Here is a 22247-nt window from a genome sequence, read left to right as displayed (position 1 = left end):
TCGACGACATCTACGCGAAGATGACCGCGCGCCAGACCGGCGAGGCGACGAAGAAGGGGCTCGAGCTCGGCAGCTGGATGCCGCGCGTGTCGACCAACCTGATGGCCGGCCTGATCGAGACGCTCGCGATGGCGCCGTATCACGGTCGCGCCGACATGCCCGAAATCGCACGCACGCTGCATCTGGAAGTGGACGAACTGTTTCCGATCGCCGAAGTGCTGCAGTACCTCGGTTTTGCGGACGTGCGCGAAGGCGACGTGTTCCTGACGCCGCCCGCGCGCGTGTTCGCGGAATTCGGCACGCAGGAGCGCAAGCTGATGTTCGCCGATCACCTGCTGAAGCACGTGCCGCTCGCCGCGCGGATCAGGAAGGTGCTGAACGAGCGCCCCGGCCATCGCGCGCCGCGCGTGCGTTTCGAGCAGGAGCTGGAGGATTTCCTGTCGGATGACGCGGCGGAGGAAACGCTCGACGCGGTGATCGACTGGGGCCGTTACGGCGAAGTCTTCTCGTACAACGACAAGACCGAGGTGTTCAGTCTCGAGGATGTGGAGAGTTGAGACCCGTCGATGGGTAAGGCAGCCCTGGCTTTGATTTGAACCAGCGCCAGATATCGAAGCCAGCAACGGCTGCTTCTTACGATGCGCCTGAGCGAATCGCTCAGGCGCGTCCGTCCGCGTATTCGCTGCCGAACAGCCAAAGGGAAAATACGTCCGCCCCGACAGCAATTCAACGACCTGTTGGTGCGGGCGGCGGTGTAGGCGATGGCGGGAACAACTATGCAACGCATGGCTCAACGAGCGGGAAGAATACCGGTGGCGGCCAGCCGCTCTACGTGAGCGAGAGCGATATCAGCAGCGCGACCGCGAAGCGCGTCATCAGTGCGTGCAACGTTACGATCACGGGCGAGGCGAACCGGAAGCAGGATGGGGAGGGCGGGTGGCGGCGCCGGGCGCAGGCGTGTCGGCAAAGCTCGCAACGTCCGAACACGGCCCCAACCATCACTCCGGCAAATCCCACTGATTCGCCTCCCGTTCGACCCCACCCGTACTCAACCCTTCGATCTTCTCCATACGCTGCCGCGCGAGTTCAGGAAGCCGGTTCGTCACGCCGATCACGAGCGCTTCGGCGAGCGCGAGCGCGGGTACGTTCGTCTGCAGCATCGCGAACGGCCGCCCCTGGATCCGCAGCACGATCTCGGCGAACGCGCTGATCGGCGAGCGCCATTCGTCGGTGATCAGCAGCACGCGCACGCCGAGCTGGTGTGCGGCCTGCGCAAACCGGAGGCTGTCCTTCTGATAGCGGCGAAAATCGAAAATGACGAGCACGTCGCCCGGTCCCATATCGGCCAGCGACACCGATGCGAGATTCACGTTCGGCTCGACGTACTGCACGTGCGGGCGCGCATAGGCGAGCGTGAACGAAAACAGCGACGCGAGCGGCGCCGTATAGCGGCCGCCGCCGCACAAAACGCGGATATCGGGATCGGCCAGCAACGCCACCGCGTCGTCGAATGCCGCCGCGTCGAGCCCGTCGATCGTCGTGGCGAGCGCTTGCGAGAGCCGCTGAAAGATCGCCGCATGGCTGTCGCGCATTCCGGATTCCGAGTGGAACGCATCCATTCGCGCGAGCGGCGAATTCATCGCGGTGTCGATCTCGTCGTACAGCGCCTGCTGGAACGACGAGTAGTTCGGAAAGCCGATCCGCACGACGAAGCGAAACACGGTCGGGTCGCTCACTTCGGCTTGCTTCGCGAAGCTCGCGATCGGCCCGAGCCCGAGGCTCGGATAGCGATCCAGCAGTGCATGCGCGACCTTCTGTTCCGACGGCGTGAAGCTATCCATCTGCGATAGCAGCAACGCCCTGATGCTTGTCCCCATCGGGCACCCCGACCTTCTCTTGGCTGAATGACAAACGGCAGACGTGCGTCTGCCGGCAACTCCACGCATGTTAGCCCATCGACACCGCGCGACACGCATGCGATCGAAGGTTACGGGGACGCATCGCACTGCGCGTCGATCATTCACATATGTAATGAAACGAACATTCGGTGGCCGGTCTAAGCGTCGTATTTCGCGAAAAATTCAGTGATAACCCTAGGTTTTGACAGGGAAATGCCGATGCTATGATCGCGGCCTCACCGGAATGTATCGTTTGTTACATATCGGATCAACAGCGCCGACCAGCCTCCGGGCCAGTCACGCATCCGGGCATGGCCCGGTTACTCGTCTGGAGGATCCCGTCATGAGGCGGCTCGTAGTACTCACCCTGTTGTCGGCGATGAGCGCATGCGCGCTCGCCGCGTCGGAACCCGCGGTGGAAGCGAAGAACGGCATGGTCGTGTCGTCGCAGCACTTCGCGTCGCAGATCGGCGTCGACATCCTGAAGGCGGGCGGCAACGCGGTGGACGCCGCAGTGGCAGTCGGCTACGCGCAAGCGGTGACCAATCCGTGCTGCGGCAACATCGGCGGCGGCGGCTTCATGACGCTGCATCTGGCCGACGGCCGCGACCGCTTCATCAACTTCCGCGAGACGGCACCGGCTGCGGCATCGGCGAACATGTATCTCGATGCGAAGGGCGACGTGATTCCGGGCGACAGCCTGTACGGCTATCGCGCGGTCGGCGTGCCGGGCACGGTCGCGGGCCTCGACCTCGCGCAGCGCAAGTACGGCAAGCTGACGCGCAGGCAGGTGATGGAGCCGGCGATCCGGCTCGCGCGCGACGGCTTCGTACTGACGCGCGGCGATACGGACATCCTCGACACGACGATCGAGCGCTTCAGGAAGGATCCGGAAGCCGCGCGCATCTTCCTGCGTCCGGACGGCTCGCCGCTGCAGCCGGGCGACCGCCTGGTGCAGAAGGACCTGGCGCGCACGCTCGAGCGTATCGCGGAGCAGGGCCCCGAAGCGTTCTACCACGGCGAGATCCCGAAGATCGTCGAAGCGGCGTCGAAGCGCGGCGGCGGTGTGATCACGGCAGCCGATTTCGCGTCGTATCGTGCGCAGGACGTCACGCCGCTCACCTGCACGTATCGCGGCTACGAGTTCGTGTCGGCGCCGCCGCCTAGCTCGGGCGGCGTGACGATGTGCGAGACGCTGAACGTGCTCGAAGGCTATGACCTGCGGAAGCTGGGTTACCAGTCTGCGTCGGTCGTCCATTTCATGACCGAGGCGATGCGTCATGCGTACGAAGACCGCAACACGTTGCTCGGCGACCCGAACTTCATCGACAATCCGGTCGCGAAGCTGACGAGCAAGCAATATGCGGCCGAGATCCGCAAGCAGATCAGCGGCGACATGGCGACGGCTTCGGTCGACGTGCAGCCGGGCGTCGGCGTGCACGAGAAGCCGGAGACGACGCATTATTCGATCATCGACCGCGACGGCAACGCGGTGTCGACGACCTACACGGTCAACGGCCGCTTCGGCGCCGTGGTGATCGCACCGGGCACGGGCTTCTTCCTGAACGACGAGATGGACGACTTCACCGTGAAGGTCGGCGCGCAGAACCTGTTCGGCCTCGTGCAGGGTACGCGCAACTCGATCGCGCCGGGCAAGCGCCCGCTGTCGTCGATGGCGCCGACGATCGTGAAGAAGGACGGCAAGGTGTTCATGGTGGTCGGCTCGCCGGGCGGCTCGCGGATCATCACGATCACGCTGCAGACCGTGCTGAACGTGATCGACTACGGGATGACGCCGCAGGATGCGGTCGGTGCGCCGCGCGTCCATCATCAATGGCTGCCGGACGAGGTCTATTACGAGACCCGCGGCCTCTCGCCGGACACGCTCGCGATCCTGCGCAACATGGGCTACAAGATGGTCGAGCAGACGCCGTGGGGCGCCGCGGAACTGATCCTGGTCGGCCTGCCCGGCACGGAGGCGGTGAGCCATCAGAGTTCGGGCAACGATTCGTCGGTGTCCGGCAACGTGCGGGTCGGCTACATCTACGGCGTCAACGATCCGCGCCGTCCGGCCGGTTCGGCGATCGGGTACTGACCTGATCGCGGTCGCGCCGCGCTGAAGGGCTGCAACCGGCGTTCGCGATCGGGCGAACGCCGGCACGGCGAACAGCGCGTCCGTTCGCGGACTTCCACAGTATCGAGCGTGGCAGGTGCCCGGCATGCCGGGTCCGACCGGCCCGCGGCGCGCATCGTGGCACGGCACCGGCGCGCGCCTTTTTCTCCCACTCCCGCACCGTGCGTCGAGCTCCGTTATGAACAAACGAATGTCTGCGGCAGGCTGGATCCTGCTCGCGATGGCGGCCGGCATCTTCATCGGCTACATGATCTATACGCAGTTTCCGGACAAGCAGTCGGCGACCGAGATCGCCGGCTACATCTCGCTCGTGTCCGACGTGTTCCTGCGGCTGATCAAGATGGTGATCGGCCCGCTGGTGTTCTCGACGCTCGTCGTCGGCATCGCGCACATGGGCGACGCATCGTCGGTCGGGCGCGTGTTCGTGAAGGCGTTCGGCTGGTTCGTCACCGCGTCGCTGATCTCGCTGCTGCTGGGCCTGCTGATGGCGAACCTGCTGCGGCCCGGCGAGAACCTCGGCCTGCCGCTGCCGGACATAGGCGCGTCCGCGCATCTCGCGACGTCGAAGTTCACGCTGAAGGATTTCGTCAGTCACATGGTGCCGAAGTCGATCGCCGAGGCGATGGCGAACAACGAGATCCTGCAGATCGTCGTGTTCTCGATGTTCTTCGGCGTGGCGCTCGCGGCGCTCGGCGAACGCGGCAAGATCCTCGTCGCCGCGATCGACCAGCTCGCGCACGTGATGCTGAAGATCACCGGCTACGTGATGAAGCTCGCGCCGCTCGCGGTGCTGGCGGCGATGGCGTCGACCGTCGCGATCAACGGGCTGTCGATCCTGCTGAAGTTCGCGGTGTTCATGGGCGACTTCTACGTGAGTCTGTTCCTGCTGTGGAGCACGCTCGTGATCGCCGGCCTGCTGTTCCTCGGCCGTCGCGTATTCAAGCTGCTGGTGCTGATCAAGGAAGCGTTCATGCTGTCGTTCGCGACGGCCAGCTCCGAGGCCGCGTATCCGAAGATCCTCGACGCGCTCGACCGTTTCGGCGTGCGCCGCAAGATCTCGAGCTTCGTGATGCCGATGGGTTATTCGTTCAACCTCGACGGTTCGATGATGTACTGCACGTTCGCGTCGCTGTTCATCGCACAGGCGTACAACATCCACCTGTCGCTCGGCACGCAGATCACGATGCTGCTCGTACTGATGCTGACGTCGAAGGGGATGGCCGGCGTGCCGCGCGCATCGCTCGTCGTGATCGCGGCGACGTTGCACCAGTTCGACATTCCGGAAGCCGGGCTGCTGCTGATCCTCGGTGTCGACACGTTCCTCGACATGGGCCGCTCGGCCACGAATGCGGTGGGCAACTCGATCGCGAGCGCCGTGGTCGCGAAGTGGGAAGGTGAGCTGATGTCGGAAGCGGAAGCCGACGCGAATGCGGCACGACTGGATGCGGAAGCCGAAGCACGGATGAACGAGGCGGTCCGCGACGCGGATCGCGTCACCGCTGCCTGAAGCGCAATCCCGGGTCGAATGCCCGGTCTTCAGGCCGCTTCGGCGGGGCGGGCCGCGTCGATGCACGCCGCCAGCACCATCGCGGCGGCGTTGCCCGGCGCCGAGCCGAGCAGTTGCGGCGCATAGACGCTGTCGCCGATCTCGATCGGCTGCCCCGACAGTGCGCACACGCCGCGCTTGCGCGTGGTGAACAGCCGCCACTTCTGATAACCGTAGTGCCCGGTGCATGCGTCGCGCCACGAAATCATCACGGTGTCGGCCGTGGGCCGCTCGAGCACGCTGATCGTCGGCTTGCTCGTCGCGTCCCACGACGGCAGCCGGTCGCGCGTGACGCTGCGCCGCCGCGGCACGCCCCACGAGACGGACGGCATGTCGAAGCTGCCGATCGCGGCGACGGTCACGAGCCAGGGCGCTAAACGGTTGTTCATGTCAGTTTTCCTCGAAACGTTGCGCGACACCGCCATACGCGGCATCACGACAGGCGGATGCGCGGCTGCGCGCAGCCGTTGATCCGCTCGGCGATCCACAGCAGGGTCGCCTTGGAGAAGCCGTGCAGCGCCTGCTGGTGCCGCCGGTAGAGCATCAGGTGGCTGAACTGCGCGAAGCGCCCCTGGATGAAGCCGCCGCGAAAGAACCCGAACTGCCCGAGCGTGCCGAACGCGTCGTAGTCGCTGATCGACACGAGCGAGCCAAAATCGTGGAATGCGAACGGCGGAATCGGCGTGCCGTCGAGCCAGGCGGGCAGGTGCTTCGCGAGATGCTCGGCCTGCTGCGTCGCGACCTGCGCGGTCGGCGGCAGCGGCCGTTCGTGGCCGTCGGGCAACAGGCTCGCGCAATCGCCGATCGCGAACACGTGCTCGTCGCCCGTGGCCTGCAGCGTCGGCCCGACGACGATCTGGTTCGCGCGGTTCGTATCGAGCCCGCCGAGCGCCTGCATGAGATCGGGCGCCTTCACGCCGGCCGCCCAGACCATCAGGTCCGCTTCGGCGAACGAACCGTCGCCGTAGTGGAAGCCGTTCGCGTCGGCCGACGTGACGCGGGTCGACGTCAGCACGTGAAAGCCGATCTGTTCGAGCCGCCGCTGCGCCGACGCGGAAATCCTCGGCGGAAACGCGGCGAGGATGCGCGGACCGCTTTCGAGCAGCGTGAGCTGCAGCCGCTCGCGCACCGTCGCGTCGCCATAGGCCTGCGCCACTTCCAGCAGGCGGCTCAGCTCCGCCGCGAGTTCCACGCCGGTTGCGCCCGCGCCGACGATCGCGACGCGGAACGGCTCGTCGCGCGCGATGCTGCGAAAGACGCGCATCCGCAACGCTTCGTTGAAGGTCTCGGCCTGCTGCTGGCTGTCGATGAAGTAGCAGTGCTCGCGCACGCCCGGTACGCCGAAATCGTTGGCCTGGCTGCCGAGCGCGAGGATCAGCACGTCGTATTCGAGTTCGCGTGCCTCGAGCACGAGTTCGCCGTCCTGCGAGCGGATTTCGCCGAGCTGCACACGGCGGCGTGCGCGATCGAGCCCCTTCAGTTCGCCGGGCTGGTACGTGCAGCCGTGGTCGCGTGCATGGGCGAGGAAGATCACCTGCTGCTGCTGGACGTCGCGCGTACCGGCCGCGATCGTGTGCAGCATCGGCTTCCAGATGTGCGTCGGACTGCGGTCGACAACCGTGACCTGCGCCCGCCCGGACCGGCCGAGGCGCTCGCCCAGACGGGTCGCGAGCTGCAGCCCGGCGATTCCGCCGCCGACGATGACGATGCGTGTAGGGGTTGTCATGGATAAATCATCACGTGATGAATAAGGTATGATCCTAGCGCTTCCCGGCTTCGCGTGTCAACGGAGCGGGGCGGCCGTCCAATGCCGGGGACATGAAACCGGGCCCGAACGCGGGCATTCGAACCATTCAAGGGGAGCAGGAAAACGTGGCTGAAGTCACTGAGCGCGCGCCGTCGAAGCGGCGTACGCGCGGGCGGCCGCTGGCGGACGCATCCGTCGGTCCGGACGTGATACTGCGCGCCGCGCGCCGCACGTTTGCGAAGCGCGGCTACGACGCGACGAGCGTGCGCGAAGTCGCGCGCGAGCTGGGCATCGACGCGGCGTTGATCGCCCATCACTTCGGCACGAAGGAAACGTTGTGGCTGGCGGTCGTCGAGCAGATCGTCGAGCTGGCCCAACCGATGTTCGACGCGCTGCGTGCATTGCGCACGTCGTCGCTGCCGCATCGCGAGCGCGTACGGCGCGCGCTCGAGCTGTGCGTCGATCACGAATTCGACGAGCCCGACATGGGCATGTTCTTCTCGACGGCGGCGACCGAGGAGGGCGCGCGGCTCGACCGGCTGCAGGAGCGGCTCGTGCGCCCGTATCACGAGGTGATGTTCCCGCTGCTGGCGGAAGCGGTGGAGGCCGGCGAGATTCGGGCGGCGGACCCGAACGTGCTGTTCTTCATGATCGCGAGCGCGATCGGCATGACCGTGTCGTACAGCCACATGATGCGGGAGTTCACGTCGCTGCCCGCGCGGCAGCCTGAATTCAGGCAGGCCGTGCTCGCGGTCGCGCTCAACATCCTCGGCGATTGAGCGCCGCGCGCGCGATGCGCGCGGTCACGTCGCCGCAATCAGCCCAAGTTCGTGTACCGCGTTACGCGCGCTTTCGCGCAGCGCATCGACGAGCGGACGGCGGCGTGCGGTACGCGATCGCCAGCTCGTACGCGAGCGGGCTGCACGTGCCAGTCAGTTCGCATAGCGAAATATATTGCGGCTGCATCGGCACGAACAGGCGCGGCATCAGCGCGACGCCGATGCCGACCGGGACCAGCCCGGCCGTCGTCTGCATCTGGCGCGGCTGCTGGACCACGCGCGGTGCGAAGCCCGCCTGCGCGCACGCCGTCACGAGTACGCGGCGGCGAAGGCCGGCGTCGAAGGGTTCACCGTCGCGCTCGCGCGCGAACTCGGGCCGCGCGGTGCAACGGTCAATACGGTTGCGCCCGGTTACATCGCCGAGACGCGCTTCTTCGGCGACGGTGGCGTCGCGCCGGCCATCGCGGCGACCATCCGCGAGCAGACGCCGGCCGGCCGCGCTGGCCATCCGGACAACATCGCGGACGCGGTCGCGTGGCTCGCCGGGCCGCGTGCGTCGTTCGTCACCGGCGCGACGATCGCGGTGAACGGTGGTTGGCGCGTCGGTTGAGGTGAGGGGGCAATGTGGTGCCGGCCGCGCGCATCAGTCGAGATCCGGCGGCGCATCGCCGAGCCAGCGCCGCGCGCCAGGCCCGTTGCGGCCCGCGCGGTCTTCCGGGTTCGTCAGCTTGCAGCGCTTCAGCGACAGGCAGCCGCAGCCGATGCATTCGTCGAGGTTGATGTAGAGCCGCTGCAACTCCTCGATCCGGTTCGCGACGCGCTGCTTCCAGCCGCGCGACAGCCGCTGCCAGTCCTTGTTCGTCGGCGCGGTGTCTTCCGGCAGGCTCACGAGTTGCTCGGCGATCTCGTCGAGCGAATAGCCGATCTTCTGCGCGAACACGATGAACGCGATCAGTCGCAGCACCGCACGCGAATAGTGACGATGGCTCGAGCCGTTGCGGTGCGACTTGATAAGCCCGCGCTTCTCGTAGAAGCGCAGCGTCGATGCCGGCACGCCGCTGCGCGCGGCTACTTCGCGGATCGACATCAGCGGCCATTGCGTGGTTTCGTCGATACCCATGACGCCCTCCGGGAAAGCTTGACTTGAAGTTAACTTCAACTTTTATGCTACGCGGCAGTTTAACCCGTCGCGAGGCATCATGCTCTTCTTATCCCCAGGCAGGACGTCGCCTTTGAGCGCCGCCTGCGCATTGCTGCTGACGTTGTCGGGCTGTCATGACGGCAAAGGCGAATCGTCGGTCCATCCTCTGCCCGAAGTCGGCGTGACGACCGTCGCGCCGCGCACGGTCCGCCTCGCGGACGAATTCAACGGACGCGTCGAAGCGGTCGACGCGGTCGAGTTGCGACCGCGCGTGAGCGGCTATCTGCAGCGCATCGCGTACAAGGAGGGCGACCTGGTCGCGCAGGGCGCGGTGCTGTTCGAGATCGATCCACGCCCGTACCGGATCGCGCTCGACCGCGCGAACGCGCAGCAGCAGCGGGCGCGCGCGGCCGCGAGCCTCGCCGATGTACAGCTCAAGCGCGTGCGGACGCTGATCGATGCGCATGCAACCTCCCAGGAAGAACTCGACAACGCGCGCTCGACCGCGGAGCAGGCGCGCGCCGACCTGCGGGCGGCCGACGCGGCCGTCGCGGACGCGAAGCTCAATCTCGGCTTCACCGAAGTGCGTTCGCCGATCGGCGGGCGAGTCGGCCGCGCGATCGCGACCGCCGGCAACCTCGCGCGCGCGGACGAGACGCTGCTGACGACGGTCGTGTCGCAGGACCCCGTCTACGTCTATTTCGACTGCGACGAGCAGAGCTACCTGCGCTACAACGCGCGGCGCGCCGACCGGAAGAATCGGGCGATCGGCGCGGACCCGGTGCGCGTGGGCCTCGCGAACGAGACGGGCTTCCCGCACGCGGGCACCGTCGATTTCCTCGACAACCGGCTCGATCCGCAAACCGGCACGATCCGTGCACGCGTGCGGCTGCCGAACGCGGACCACACGTTCACGCCGGGCCTCTATGCGCGGGTACAGCTCGTCAGCGGCCGCGACCAGGACGCGCTGCTCGTCGACGACAAGGCGGTGCTCACCGACCAGGATCGCAAGTACGTATACGTGATCGGCGCCGGCGACAAGGCGCTGCGTCGCGACGTGACGATCGGCCGTGTGCTGGACGGCGAGCGGATCGTCGAGAAGGGGCTGCAGCCAGGCGATCGCGTGGTCGTCGACGGCGTGCAGCGAATCTACTATCCAGGTGCGCAGGTGAAGCCGAAGGCGCTGGCCGTGCATGCGGACGCGGGCACCGGGCCGGGCAGCGGCATGCAGGCCGTGGCCGACGCCGGCGCGCCGGTCGCGCAATAACGGGAGCCCTGCGATGGATTTTTCCCGATTCTTCATTGACCGGCCGATCTTCGCGGTCGTGCTGTCGATCGTCATCTTTGCGCTCGGCCTGATCTCGATCCCGATGCTGCCGGCCGGCGAATATCCGGAAGTCGTGCCGCCGAGCGTCGTGGTGCGTGCGACGTACCCGGGCGCGAACCCGAAGGAAATCGCCGAATCGGTCGCCGAGCCGCTGGAGGAAGCGATCAACGGCGTCGAAGGGATCATGTACATGAAGTCGGTCGCGGGCTCGGATGGCAGCCTGCAGGTCGTCGTCACCTTCCTGCAGGGCGTCGATCCCGACACGGCCGCCGTGCGCGTGCAGAACCGCGTGAGCCAGGCGCTGTCGCGCCTGCCCGACGAGGTGCGCCAGTACGGCGTGACCACGCAGAAGCAGTCGCCGACGCCGCTGATGTACGTGAGCCTCTATTCGCCAGACAACAGCCGCGATTCGCTGTACCTGCGCAACTACCTGACGTTGAACGTGAAGGACGAGCTGTCGCGCCTGACCGGCATCGGCGATGTCGGCGTATACGGCTCCGGCGACTACGCGATGCGGCTCTGGCTCGACCCGAACCGGCTGGCATCGCGCGGGCTGACCGCGAGCGACGTGATCGCCGCGGTGCGCGAGCAGAACGTGCAGGTATCGGCTGGCCAACTGGGTGCGGAGCCGACGCCGAAGAAGAACGACTTCCTGCTGTCGATCAATGTGCGCGGCCGGCTGCGCACGGTGCAGGAATTCGGCGACATCGTGCTGCGCAACGGCGACGACGGCCAGGTCGTGAAGCTATCCGACGTCGCGCGCGTCGAGCTCGGCGCGGGCGACTACACGCTGCGCTCGTATTTCAACGACCGGCATTCGGCCGTGGTCGGCATCTTCCTGTCGCCGGGCGCGAACGCGCTCGAGGTCGCGAAGGCCGTGTATGCGAAGTTCGACGAGTTGTCGAAGCGTTTCCCGCCGGGCATCGCGTATCGCCCGGTGTGGGATCCGACCGTGTTCGTGCGCGAATCGATCGGCGCGGTGCAGCACACGCTGATCGAGGCCGTCGTGCTGGTCGTGCTCGTCGTGGTCCTGTTCCTGCAGACGTGGCGCGCGTCGATCATCCCGCTCGTCGCGGTGCCGGTATCGGTGGTCGGCACGTTCGCGTGGCTCTATCTGCTCGGCTATTCGATCAACACGCTGACGCTGTTCGGGCTCGTGCTCGCGATCGGGATCGTCGTCGACGATGCGATCGTGGTGGTCGAGAACGTCGAGCGCAACATCGCACAGGGGCTGAGCCCGCGCGACGCCGCGCATCAGGCGATGCGCGAGGTGTCGGGGCCGATCGTCGCGATCGCGCTCGTGCTGTGCGCGGTGTTCGTGCCGATGGCGTTCATGTCGGGCGTGACCGGCCAGTTCTACAGGCAGTTCGCGGTGACGATCGCGATCTCGACGGTGATCTCCGCGATCAATTCGCTGACGCTGTCGCCCGCACTCGCCGCGAAGCTGCTGCGCCCGCACGGCACGCCGAAGGATGCGCTCGCGCGTGGGCTCGACCGCGCGTTCGGCTGGCTGTTCCATCCGTTCAACCGCTTCTTCGAGCGCAGCTCCGAACGCTATCACGGCGTCGTCGGTCGCGCGCTGAAGCGGCGCGGCGTGGTGTTCGCCGTCTATGCGGTGCTGCTCGCGGCGACCGCGCTGCTGTTCAACGCGGTGCCGGGCGGTTTCATCCCCGTGCAGGACAAGCTGTACCTGTTCGCGGGCGCGAAGTTGCCGGAAGGCGCATCGCTCGCGCGCACCAGCGAGGTGACCGAGCAGATGACGAAGGTTGCGCTCGGCACCGACGGTGTCGAGATAGTGCCGGCGTTCGCCGGGCTGAACGCGTTGCAGGGCGTGAACACGCCGAACATCACAAACTCGTACGTGATCCTGAAGCCGTTCGACCAGCGCCACCGCAGCGCCGCGGAAATCAACGCGGACCTGAACGCGCGCTTCTCGGCCATCGGTGGCGGCATTACCTATGCGCTGATGCCGCCGCCGATCCAGGGGCTCGGCAATGGCTCGGGCTATTCGCTGTACCTGGAGGATCGCGGCGGGCTGGGCTACGGCGCCTTGCAGAACGCGCTCACCGCGTTCCAGGCCGCGGTCGCGAAGACGCCGGGGATGAGCTACCCGGTCAGCTCGTACCAGGCGAACATCCCGCAACTCGAGATGAAGGTCGACCGGTTGAAGGCGAAGGCGCAGGGCGTCTCGCTGACCGACCTGTTCAGCACGCTGCAGGTCTATCTCGGCTCGATGTACGTGAACGACTTCAACCTGTTTGGCCGCGTGTACCGCGTGATGGCGCAAGCGGATGCCGGTCACCGGCAGACGGCCGCCGACATCGCGAATCTGCGCACCCGCAACGCGAAGGGCGAGATGGTGCCGATCGGCTCGATGGTGACGGTCGTGCCCGCGTACGGGCCGGATCCGGTCGTCCGCTACAACGGCTATCCGGCTGCGGACCTGATCGGCGACGCGGACCCGAAGGCGATGTCGTCGTCGCAGGCGATCGCGAAGCTGCAGCAGATCGCGAAGGACGTGCTGCCGCCGGGCATCACGCTCGAATGGACCGACCTCAGCTATCAGCAGGTCACGCAGAGCAACGCGGCGATCGTCGTGTTCCCGCTCGCGGTGATGCTCGTGTTCCTGGTGCTCGCGTCGCTGTACGAGAGCTGGACGCTGCCGCTCGCGGTGATCCTGATCGTGCCGGTATGCATGTGCGCGGCGCTGTTCGGCGTATGGCTTTCCGGCGGCGACAACAACGTGTTCGTGCAGGTCGGTCTCGTCGTGCTGATGGGCCTCGCGTGCAAGAACGCGATCCTGATCGTCGAGTTCGCGCGCGAGCTTGAAATCCAGGGCAAGGGCGTGATCGAAGCCGCGCTCGAGGCGTGCAGGCTGCGGTTGCGGCCGATCGTGATGACGTCGGTCGCGTTCATCGCGGGCGCGGTGCCGCTGTTGATCGGCAGCGGCGCGGGCAGCGAGGTGCGAGCGGCCACCGGCGTCACCGTGTTCGCCGGGATGCTCGGCGTCACGTTGTTCGGGCTGTTCCTGACGCCCGTGTTCTATGTGGCGATCCGCAAGCTCGCGGGCGGCACGCCGGCCGTGTGGAGCGAACAGCACGGCACCCTCGAAGGAGAAAACCAATGAGCGCCGCGTTCCGTCTTTCCGCGCTCGTGATGTCGTTGACGCTCGCCGCGTGCGCGGTCGGCCCCGATTTCAAACGGCCAGACACGGCGGCTGCCGCGCGCTTCGCACGCGACGCGCATCCGGACACGCAGGACGCGACGTCGCCGGACGCGTCGGCTGTTGCCGATGCCACGTTCTGGGGCGGCTTCGGCGATCCGGCGCTGACGCAGCTGATCGACTCGGCGCTCGCGGCGAACCACGACCTGCAGGTCGCCGTCTCGCGCTACGACGCGTCGAACGCGTTGCTGTCGCATGCCACGTTCGACCGCTATCCGACGATTACCGCGAGCGGCCAGATCGGCCACCAGCTAATGAGCAAGGACCAGGCGTTCGGCGCACCGCGCAGCCAGCGCGATACGCCGATATCCAATGTCGGGATCAACGCGGCGTGGGAACTGGACCTGTTCGGACGCGTGCGCAGGTCGATCGAGTCACAGCGCGCGGAAACGGCCGCGAGCGCGGCCGACGTACGCGCGGTGCGTGTCGTGATCGCGGGCGAGGTCGCGAGCACGTACGTGGATCTGCGCGGCTCGCAGGAGCGGCTGCGGATCGCACGCGAGAACGCCGACAACCAGAAGCAGACGCTCGCGCTGATCAATGCGCGCGTCGGCGCGGGGCGCGGTTCCGAGCTCGATGCGGCGCGTGCGCGCGCACAGTACGAATCGACGATGTCGCGGATCGCCGTGTATGAATCGGCGATCGGCGTCGACGAGCACCGGCTCGCGGTGCTGACCGGACAGACGCCGGATGCGCTGATCGGCCGGTTCGACATCCCGAACGACGACGCATCGAAAGGCACGCCGGTGCCGCTGCCGGCGCTTGCCGCCGACATCGATCCCGGCACGCCGGGCGACCTGCTGCGCAGGCGCCCCGATGTCGCGGCTGCCGAGGCACGGCTGCACGCGGCGACCGCGCGGGTCGGCGTCGCGACGGCCGACCTGTTTCCGCGCTTTACGTTGTCGGGGCTGCTCGGCAGCGCGACGAGCAGCTACGGGTTCTTCCGTGCGGGCAGCGACACGAACTTGATCGCGCTCGGCGTTGACTGGTCGTTCCTCGACGTAGGCCGCGTGCGCGCGCGGATCGCGGCGAGCGACGCGGAGGCGGCCGGCCAGCTCGCGCAGTACCGGCAGACTGTGCTCGGCGCACTGGAGGAAACCGAGAACGCGCTGCTGCGCGTTGCCCGCACGCGGGACGAGACCGCGCACCTCGTGCGGGCGGCGGACGACAGCGCACGTGCGGCGCAACTTGCGCAGGCGCGCTTCTCGGCGGGCGCGATCGACTATTACGAAGTGCTCGACGCGCAGCGGACGCTGCTGCAGGCGCAGGACGCGGCGGCCGACGGGCGGATGCGCAGCGCGGCGTCGACGGTCGTGCTGTACAAGGCGCTCGCGGGAGGCTGGCCGGCGGGAACGGCGCAGGCCGCACCGGGGCCGGTCGCGCGATCGGTGCAGTAGCACGCCGGGCCGCGAGGCAGGCTGGCGCGGTTCGTCCGCCCGCCGTTCAACTGGGGGCGGAGCGCCGACCCGGTGTCCGCTGACGGCAGCCCCGCGCCTCGCCGTCGCACCTGCCTTGCATCGCCGGCACCGCAATCGCCCGCACCGCATGCGCGGCGCGGCAAACGGACGATTTCCCGCCGCGAAACATTGTTCTCCTTCGTCGTAAACGTCTCGAATGCGTGATATTTGCGCCGCCCGATCCGGTTTAGAGTGGCCGCAAATTGATGACGATGTGTCGTATGACCGAAGTCGCAGGCCGTACCGATGCACCAGAGGAGTTGGAGACAAATGGCTGAAGGCAGGATTACGCAAGTTGAATCGTTCGGTTTCGAGCGCATTCCCGACGCATCGCGCTATGCGCGGCCGATCGATCTGTTCCGGTTGCTGTTCGGCGGCTGCAATACGTTTTCCACATCGGTGCTCGGCAGCTTCCCCGTGCTGGTCGGGCTGTCGTTCAAGGCGGGCGTCGCCGCGATCGTGCTCGGCGTGCTCGCCGGCACCTGCATCCTCGCGCCGATGAGCCTGTTCGGCCCGCGCAACGGCACGAGCGACCCCGTGTCGTCCGGCGCGCATTTCGGCATCCACGGCCGGATCGTCGGTTCGTTCCTCGCGCTGCTCACGTCGATCGCGTTCTTCTCGCTCGCGGTGTGGAGCTCGGGCGACGCGCTCGTCGGCGGCGCGCACAACATGGTCGGCGTGCCCGTCAACGGCTTCACGCTCGGCGCCGCGTACATGGTGTTCGCGGTGCTCGTGCTGATCGTCTGCATCTACGGCTTTCGCTTCATGCTGTGGGTCAACAAGATCGCCGTGTGGGCGGCGAGCCTGTTGTTCGTCGCCGGCCTGTTCGCGTTCGCGGGGATGTTCGACATGAACTACGCGGGCAAGCTGAGCCAGGGTGGTTCAGGTTTCTGGGCCGCGTTCGTCGGCGCGGTGCTGGTCGCGTTGAGCAACCCTGTGTCGTTCGCGTCGACGCTCGGCGACTGGGCGCGCTACATCCCGCAACAGACGCCGAAGCGGCGCGTGATGGGCGCCGTGTTCGCTGCGCAGATCGCGACCTTCGTGCCGTTCTTCTTCGGCCTGGCGACCGCGACGATCATCGCGTCGAAGGCGCCCGCGTTCATCGCATCGAACGACTACGTCGGTGGGCTGCTCGCCGTGTCGCCGCGCTGGTTCCTGCTGCCGATGTGCCTGATCGCGATCATTGGCGGGATGTCGACCGGCACGACCGCGCTGTACGGCACGGGCCTCGACGTGTCGAGCATGTTTCCGCGCTTCCTGAATCGTGTGCGTGCGACGCTGCTGATCGGCACGATCGCGATCGCATTCATTTTCGTCGGCCGTTTCTGGTTCAACCTCGTCGAAAGCGTCGCGACGTTCTCGACGCTGATCGACACGTTCAGCTGCCCGTGGATGGCGATCATGGTGATCGGCTACGTAACGCGTCGCGGCTTCTATCTCGCCGACGACCTGCAGGTGTTCAACCGCGGGCTGCGCGGCGGCCACTACTGGTTCACGCACGGGTGGAACCTGCGCGCGATGGGCGCGTGGCTGCCGGCGGCGTTCATCGGGCTGTCGTTCGTGAACCTGCCGGGCCAGTTCGTCGGGCCGCTCGGCAACCTGGCTGGCGAGTTCGATCTAAGCGTGCCGGTGTCGCTGCTGGTCGGCGGATTGCTGTATTTCGTGTTGCTGACGCTGCATCCGGAAGCGGAAGGTGTATACGGCCCGAACGGACGCTTCCTCGTGCGCGGCCGCAGGCAGGCGGCGCGTGGTGTCGGCGCGCCGGCGATCCAGCCGAAGGGGTATTGAGCGCCGCATCGCTTGCTGCTTCGTTTCGGTAGCCATCGTGCCGCCGCGCGGGAAAGCCGCCGGCGGCATGATCGTTTTCGGATCCGTGATTGCCGGTGCGGATGAGCGGCCTGACCTGTCCGTCGACCCCGCAGCGGATCAGTGGAACGTGCTGCCTGCGAGCATCCCGCCGTCGACGATGAATTCCGCGCCCGTGCAATACGCGGATTCGTCGGACGCGAGAAACAGCACGAGGCTCGCCACTTCGTCGGGTTTGCCGATGCGCGCGATCGGCAGCCCGCTGTAGATCGACGATGGGTCGAAATCGGCGTATTCCGGCGGGCGTGCCATCACCGTGTCGATGCCGCCCGGATGGACCGAGTTCACGCGGATTCCATAGCGGCCGAACTCGAGCGCGGCGGCCTTCGTCATCCCGCGCACCGCGAACTTGCTCGCCACATACGCGCTGCCGCCGGCCACGCCTTCCATCCCGGCCGTCGACGACACGTTGACGATCGAGCCGCCGCCCGCGTCCTTCAGCGCGGCCAGTGCCGATTTCATGCCGAGCCAGCAGCCGACCTGGTTCACGTCGATCACCTTGCGATAGTCGTCGAGCGAACAGGACTCGATCGGCACGAGCTTCAGGATCGCCGCGTTGTTCACGAGGATGTCCAGCCGGCCGAAGTGCGCGAGCGTCGCATGAACGGCGGTGTGCCAGTCGTCTTCGTTCGTCACGTCGAGATGCTGGTAGCGCGCGGCGTTGCCGAGTTCGGCCGCGACGCGTTGTCCGGCGTCGTCCAGCACGTCGGCGATCACCACGCGTGCGCCTTCGGCTACGAATCGGCGTGCCTCCGCCTCGCCTTGGCCGCGGGCACCGCCCGTGATCAGCGCCACCTTGCCTTCGAGTCGTTTCATCGTGTTTTCTCCTGTGAGTGAAAGGGGACGCACGAGCCCGCTCATGCGGCGGCCGACGCGTCGATGATGCGGACCGGATCGGTGCCATCCCGTGCGCGTGCTTCGGCGATGCCGCGCGCGATCGAGTCGCGCATGCCGGCGCGTTCGATCACTTCTACGCGCACGCCGGGATCGTCGGCGTCGTCGAGGAGGGAGACGCGCGTGTCCGGGTTGCGCGCTTCGAACACGACGCGCAGATCAAGCGCCGTGAGCTGCGCAACCGCGGCATCGAGATCGTCGACCGCTCATGCGACGTGATGCAGGCCCGCGAGCGGTTGCCCGTGCATGTCGCGGTACGGCGACGGGGCATCGTTCGTCACGTGGATCAGTTCGAACTGCAGGTTGCCGGGATACGAGAGACCGACATCGATCGTGACCGTCGCCGCTTCACCGCGGTAGCGGCCGCCGAGACGCACGTCGCCGGACACGGTCGACGGGATCGCATCGTAGCGGGCGCCAGCGCGTGATGCTGCGGTCGAGATCGGCAACCACATAGCCGATCTGGTCGACTGTGCCGAGGACGGGGGTGTTCATGGTGTCTCCGTGGCGGGGGCGCGAGCATGCGCGGCGCCGTTCGATGCGACATGCGACGAATGACGGCCATGATGACAACAAACCTGGCGCTTCGTGCCATCCAAACGGACGAGCCGCGGGGGCACGGCTCGGTGGGGGAGAGGCGATTGGGCGCCTCCGCGCGTTATCGCGCGTTCGGGCCCTCGACCGTCACGTATCCGCTGTTTTCGTGGCAGGCAGCCGCGCTGTCGTGGACGGTTGCGCGCAGGTTGGCCCGATCCTGTCGGACGTTGTCCCGCGGTCCGCTGTCGCGCAGGGGCGCACGGCCCGACACTGGCGCCTCGCGGTCACGGCAGCCGGTTCACGACTGCAACCTGCCTTGACCGCGTGCGGCGGCGCGGCTGTGCCGGGCCGCCGTTCCGTTCGGTGTGCCAACCTTGAGTAGAGAGCGACCCATGCAACATCCGACCATCCGTACCCTGGCCGGCGCGAGCGCGCCGAGGTCGATCGACGCCGCCCGCACCGCGCTGCTGGTGATCGATTTCCAGAACGAATATTTCAGCGGCCGCCTGCCGATTCCGGAAGGACCGCGCGCGCTGGGCAATGCGCGACGCGTGATCGCGTTCGCCGATCGCGCCGGCATCCCGGTATTCCACATCCAGCACGTCGGCGCTGCCGGCGGCCCGCTCTTCGCCGACGGCAGCGACGGCTTCCGCTTTCATGCGGACCTGCTGCCGGCGCCGCATCACGCGGTCGTGAAGAAGACGTCGGTGAGCGTGTTCCCGACGACGGACCTCGACGCGCGCCTGAAGGCGGCCGGCATCGACACGCTGATCGTCACCGGGCTGATGACGCATGCGTGCGTCGCCGGCGCGGCCCGCGATGCCGTGCCGCTCGGCTACGCGGTGATCGTCGTCGACGACGCGTGCGCGACGCGCGATCTCGATGTCGCGGACGGCGGCACGGTGCCGCACCGCGATCTCCATCGCGCCACGCTGGCCGCGCTGTCGGACACGTTCGGCGACGTGTTGACGACCGGACAGGTGCTGGCGCTCGACGTCGCCTGATGCGCGTGCGGCCGGGCTCGAGCCGTGTGCGGCGGCGCGCAGGCGGACGACGGCCCTGGCGCGGTCAGGCGGCGCGAGGCGGCATGGCGGCGAAGCCCGGGCGATCGAGATGAGGCGGCCTGCCGGGGCCCGGAGGCGGGCCGGGAGGCCTATACCTAGGCGGTGCGGGTTGGGCCGAGGCGGGGCGCAGCCAACCGGCGGTGGCGGCGACGGCGGCGGTCAGTCCGATGGCGCGCAACAGCGAACGCCGATTCATGGCGAGTCCTCTATCTAATATGTAATCGGGGCGCCTTACGTTAGCCTGCTGGTCCTGCGGCCGGGTTACGCGGGTCATCAAGGCTGTTACCGCATGTCACGACGGCTTGCGGGCAGCCGGGGCGCCGGCCGCCGGTCCCACGCTTCAGACGCTGACGGCCCAATAGGGTCGGCCACGGCCACACGGGCATGTGTTTACAGTTCGGTCGCAGCGTTTTAGGCGAGCAGGCCCAAGATTTGAGACTGATCTGGGTAAAAATTACCGTTTTTGCGTGGTTCCATCGATTCCGTTTGTTGTTTCTATGCAACCGTCAAGACGATGACACGAAAGAATGGTGGGATGAAAGCCTCCAAAAAGCATCCGTCAATCAGTCAAAAAAAGACGTTAAAACAAATACTTATAACGCTCCCCCACTTTCATTATTTCTAGTTCTGGAAAAGCTTATTTCTTTATTTGCGGATCGCGCCCCTAGGGTACACCCCTAAACTCACGGTTCCCAAACGGGCAACTATCCGGGCGCGGCCAGAAGGACCGATGGCGTTTCCGGGCGGTTGCAGACCGTTTATGAACAAGGTCGCGAGACCTGCCTCTTTTTAGAAGGGAGCTCCACGAATGAACAAGACTCTGATCGTTGCAGCAGCTGCAGCATCGTTCGCTACCGTCGCTCACGCGCAAAGCAGCGTCACGCTGTACGGCGTGCTGGACGCAGGCATCACCTACACGAGCAACGTCCAGCCGGCACTCGGCCAAGCTGGCAAGTCGCGTTGGGCGATGGGTTCGGGCATTGACCAGAGCCGTTTCGGCCTGCGTGGCTCGGAAGACCTGGGTGGCGGCCTGAAGGCAATCTTCACGTTGGAAAGCGGCTTCGGCATCGGTAACGGCAAGCTGGGCAACAACGGCGGCATGTTCAACCGTCAAGCATTTGTCGGTCTGTCGAGCCAGTACGGCACGGTCACGCTGGGTAAGCAGTATGACGCAACGCAAGACTACCTGGCGCCGCTGACGGCAACGGGCTCGTGGGGCGGCACGTACTTCGCGCACCCGCTGAACCTCGACCGTCTGAGCACGACCGGTGACGTCGCAGCGAACAACACCATCAAGTTCACGAGCGCGAACTACGCTGGCCTGCAATTCGGCGGCACGTACTCGTTCTCGAACAACACGAACTTTGGTAACAACCGTGCGTACAGCGCAGGCGTTGCATACCAATTCCAAGGCCTGAAGCTGGCGGGTGCATACTCGCAAGCGAACCTGGGTGACGGTACGAACGCAAACGGCGCGACGTCGTCGGCAATCGGTGGCATCGCTAGCCAAGGCCGCGTCCGCACGTACGGTGCTGCTGCCGGTTACGCATTCGGCCCGGCACAAGTCGGCGCTGCATGGACGCAAGCACGTCTCGACAACAACGCAGTTGGTCTGGGCACGCTGCGCACGGACAACTACGAAGTCAACGCGAAGTACAACCTGACGCCGGCTCTCGGCCTGGGCGCTGCTTACACGTACACGAACGCGAAGATCAACAACGGCAGCACGCACTGGAACCAGTTCGGCCTGCAAGCTGACTACTCGCTGTCGAAGCGCACGGACGTCTACGCACAAGCTGTGTACCAGCGTGCAGCGAAGAACGGCATCGGCGCGTCGATCTACAACGGCGACAGCTTCAGCAACAACCTGCCGAGCTCGTCGATCAACCAAACCGCAGCAACGGTTGGTCTGCGTCACCGCTTCTAAGCGTGACAAGCGGGGTAACCCGCTTCGCAGTATCGAAAAGGCGCCTTCGGGCGCCTTTTTTTCGCCTGTCGAATACGAGTCGCGACGACGGTGCGTCTCGTCCGGACGCAAAAAAACGAGGCTCAGAGCCTCGCTTTTTGTTTGATATGGCCGGAGGTACGCTGCCGGCCCGCAGCGGCGTCACCGCGTGTATTCGCCGTTGGCTTCCGGCTGGAACACGATCGCCGCGACCTTCATCAGCTTTTCGACGCCGCTCGGCTGCAACACCTTCACCAACTGACCGCGTTGCGTGCCCAGCAGCGCCATGCCGACCGGCGAGAACACGTTCAGGCGTCCGAGTTCGAGATTGGCGGCATCCGGATAAACAATCGTCCAGGTGGCCTGTTCCTGGGACGCTTCGTCGAGCAGCGTGATCTGCGAGTTCATCGTGACGACGTTCGCCTTGATGGCGTCGGGCTGTACGATGTCCGCGCGCTCGAGCAGCGTGTCGAGCATCGTCTGGAAGCGCGGGTTGTGTTCGGCGTGCTTCTCGAGACGGGCGACGTCGAGTTCGGTCAACTGGTAAAGGCGTTGTTTCATGGCAGTTCTCCAAATGATCGGCAAGGGGCAGGCATGGCGTGCCTATGGGGATCGCCCGGAGCCTGTCTGACCTGGCTCCGGGAGGAGGCCGTGCTGTCAGATCAGGCGCCGGGCAGGGGCGAGCGGTG

The 22247-nt window shown here is 66.5% G+C and carries 18 protein-coding genes and 3 pseudogenes; 11 read left to right on the top strand and 10 right to left on the bottom strand.

Annotated elements, in window-relative coordinates; translation table 11 throughout:
• A partial coding sequence (locus DIE08_RS28780; protein ID WP_185633844.1) for an AAA-associated domain-containing protein occupies positions 1-557 on the top strand: 557 nt, incomplete at its 5' end.
• Between the two features lie 441 nt (positions 558-998).
• Here the strand turns inward: DIE08_RS28780 and DIE08_RS28775 are convergent.
• On the bottom strand, positions 999-1877 hold the full coding sequence (locus DIE08_RS28775; protein WP_124904951.1) for a MurR/RpiR family transcriptional regulator: 879 nt from the start codon (positions 1875-1877) through the stop codon (positions 999-1001).
• Positions 1878-2241: 364 nt separating this feature from the next.
• Between DIE08_RS28775 and ggt the strand changes: the two genes are divergently transcribed.
• Both ggt and DIE08_RS28765 read left to right on the top strand, forming a co-directional pair.
• Positions 2242-3993, top strand: coding sequence for a gamma-glutamyltransferase (gene ggt, locus DIE08_RS28770; protein WP_124628927.1), 1752 nt, complete (start codon positions 2242-2244; stop codon positions 3991-3993).
• A 217-nt stretch (positions 3994-4210) separates the two neighbouring features.
• Positions 4211-5539, top strand: coding sequence for a dicarboxylate/amino acid:cation symporter (locus DIE08_RS28765; RefSeq protein WP_124628929.1), 1329 nt, complete (start codon positions 4211-4213; stop codon positions 5537-5539).
• Positions 5540-5568: 29 nt separating this feature from the next.
• Here the strand turns inward: DIE08_RS28765 and DIE08_RS28760 are convergent, their stop codons facing one another.
• Positions 5569-5967, bottom strand: coding sequence for a DUF3331 domain-containing protein (locus DIE08_RS28760; RefSeq protein ID WP_059608497.1), 399 nt, complete (start codon positions 5965-5967; stop codon positions 5569-5571).
• A 44-nt stretch (positions 5968-6011) separates the two neighbouring features.
• Positions 6012-7304 (bottom strand): NAD(P)/FAD-dependent oxidoreductase, encoded by a 1293-nt coding sequence (locus DIE08_RS28755; protein ID WP_124904949.1) that lies wholly within the window; start codon positions 7302-7304, stop codon positions 6012-6014.
• Positions 7305-7450: 146 nt separating this feature from the next.
• On the opposite strand from DIE08_RS28755, the gene DIE08_RS28750 reads away from it, so the two are divergent.
• The gene (locus DIE08_RS28750) at positions 7451-8104 is read left to right on the top strand and encodes a TetR/AcrR family transcriptional regulator (RefSeq protein ID WP_124904947.1); all 654 of its coding nucleotides are present in this window, start codon (positions 7451-7453) and stop codon (positions 8102-8104) included.
• Positions 8105-8128: 24 nt separating this feature from the next.
• Here the strand turns inward: DIE08_RS28750 and DIE08_RS36355 are convergent.
• Positions 8129-8417 (bottom strand): annotated as a pseudogene (locus DIE08_RS36355) (LysR substrate-binding domain-containing protein); the annotation flags it as partial.
• A gap of 3 nt (positions 8418-8420) precedes the next feature.
• Between DIE08_RS36355 and DIE08_RS28740 the strand changes: the two are divergent.
• Positions 8421-8714: pseudogene (locus tag DIE08_RS28740) on the top strand (SDR family oxidoreductase); the annotation flags it as partial.
• 33 nt (positions 8715-8747) lie between these two features.
• Here the strand turns inward: DIE08_RS28740 and soxR are convergent.
• Positions 8748-9224: a redox-sensitive transcriptional activator SoxR gene (soxR, locus tag DIE08_RS28735; protein WP_124628937.1), complete on the bottom strand. Its 477-nt coding sequence runs from the start codon at positions 9222-9224 to the stop codon at positions 8748-8750.
• Positions 9225-9303: 79 nt separating this feature from the next.
• On the opposite strand from soxR, the gene DIE08_RS28730 reads away from it, so the two are divergent.
• The 4 genes from DIE08_RS28730 to DIE08_RS28715 all read left to right on the top strand — a co-directional run bounded on the left by DIE08_RS28730 (position 9304) and on the right by DIE08_RS28715 (position 17040).
• The gene (locus DIE08_RS28730) at positions 9304-10512 is read left to right on the top strand and encodes an efflux RND transporter periplasmic adaptor subunit (protein WP_124904945.1); all 1209 of its coding nucleotides are present in this window, start codon (positions 9304-9306) and stop codon (positions 10510-10512) included.
• A gap of 13 nt (positions 10513-10525) precedes the next feature.
• Positions 10526-13699, top strand: coding sequence for an efflux RND transporter permease subunit (locus tag DIE08_RS28725; RefSeq protein ID WP_124904943.1), 3174 nt, complete (start codon positions 10526-10528; stop codon positions 13697-13699).
• On the top strand, positions 13696-15192 hold the full coding sequence (locus tag DIE08_RS28720; protein ID WP_124904941.1) for an efflux transporter outer membrane subunit: 1497 nt from the start codon (positions 13696-13698) through the stop codon (positions 15190-15192). Before DIE08_RS28725 ends, DIE08_RS28720 begins: the two co-directional genes overlap by 4 nt.
• Positions 15193-15522: 330 nt before the next feature.
• Positions 15523-17040, top strand: coding sequence for a cytosine permease (locus DIE08_RS28715; RefSeq protein ID WP_260436580.1), 1518 nt, complete (start codon positions 15523-15525; stop codon positions 17038-17040).
• Between the two features lie 138 nt (positions 17041-17178).
• On the opposite strand, the gene DIE08_RS28710 is transcribed toward DIE08_RS28715, so the two are convergent.
• Genes DIE08_RS28710 through DIE08_RS36345 form a run of 3 tightly spaced genes read right to left on the bottom strand, consistent with a single transcriptional unit; the run spans position 17179 to position 18467 of the window.
• Complete coding sequence (locus tag DIE08_RS28710; protein ID WP_124904937.1) at positions 17179-17934, bottom strand: glucose 1-dehydrogenase; 756 nt, start codon at positions 17932-17934, stop codon at positions 17179-17181.
• A 41-nt stretch (positions 17935-17975) separates the two neighbouring features.
• Positions 17976-18161, bottom strand: a complete 186-nt coding sequence (locus DIE08_RS36350; protein WP_260436579.1) for a hypothetical protein — start codon at positions 18159-18161, stop codon at positions 17976-17978.
• Between the two features lie 57 nt (positions 18162-18218).
• Entirely contained in the window at positions 18219-18467 is a 249-nt protein-coding gene (locus DIE08_RS36345; RefSeq protein WP_260436578.1) for a VOC family protein, read from the bottom strand.
• 474 nt (positions 18468-18941) lie between these two features.
• Here DIE08_RS36345 and DIE08_RS28700 point away from each other — a divergent pair, with 474 nt between their 5' ends.
• Positions 18942-19553, top strand: coding sequence for a cysteine hydrolase family protein (locus DIE08_RS28700; protein WP_059608489.1), 612 nt, complete (start codon positions 18942-18944; stop codon positions 19551-19553).
• Between the two features lie 73 nt (positions 19554-19626).
• Here DIE08_RS28700 and DIE08_RS36340 read toward each other — a convergent pair.
• Positions 19627-19809 (bottom strand): annotated as a pseudogene (locus tag DIE08_RS36340) (hypothetical protein); the annotation flags it as partial.
• Positions 19810-20421: 612 nt separating this feature from the next.
• Here DIE08_RS36340 and DIE08_RS28685 point away from each other — a divergent pair.
• Positions 20422-21540: a porin gene (locus tag DIE08_RS28685; protein WP_012366341.1), complete on the top strand. Its 1119-nt coding sequence runs from the start codon at positions 20422-20424 to the stop codon at positions 21538-21540.
• 180 nt (positions 21541-21720) lie between these two features.
• Here the strand turns inward: DIE08_RS28685 and DIE08_RS28680 are convergent, their stop codons facing one another.
• Positions 21721-22119 (bottom strand): GreA/GreB family elongation factor, encoded by a 399-nt coding sequence (locus tag DIE08_RS28680; RefSeq protein ID WP_059608488.1) that lies wholly within the window; start codon positions 22117-22119, stop codon positions 21721-21723.
• Between the last annotated feature and the right edge of the window lie 128 nt (positions 22120-22247).

The organism is Burkholderia sp. Bp9004 (assembly GCF_003858025.1).
GTDB classification, from domain to species: domain Bacteria; phylum Pseudomonadota; class Gammaproteobacteria; order Burkholderiales; family Burkholderiaceae; genus Burkholderia; species Burkholderia diffusa.
The sequence above is the reverse complement of the archived record's forward strand: the minus strand, read 5'-3'. Positions and strand labels throughout refer to the sequence as shown.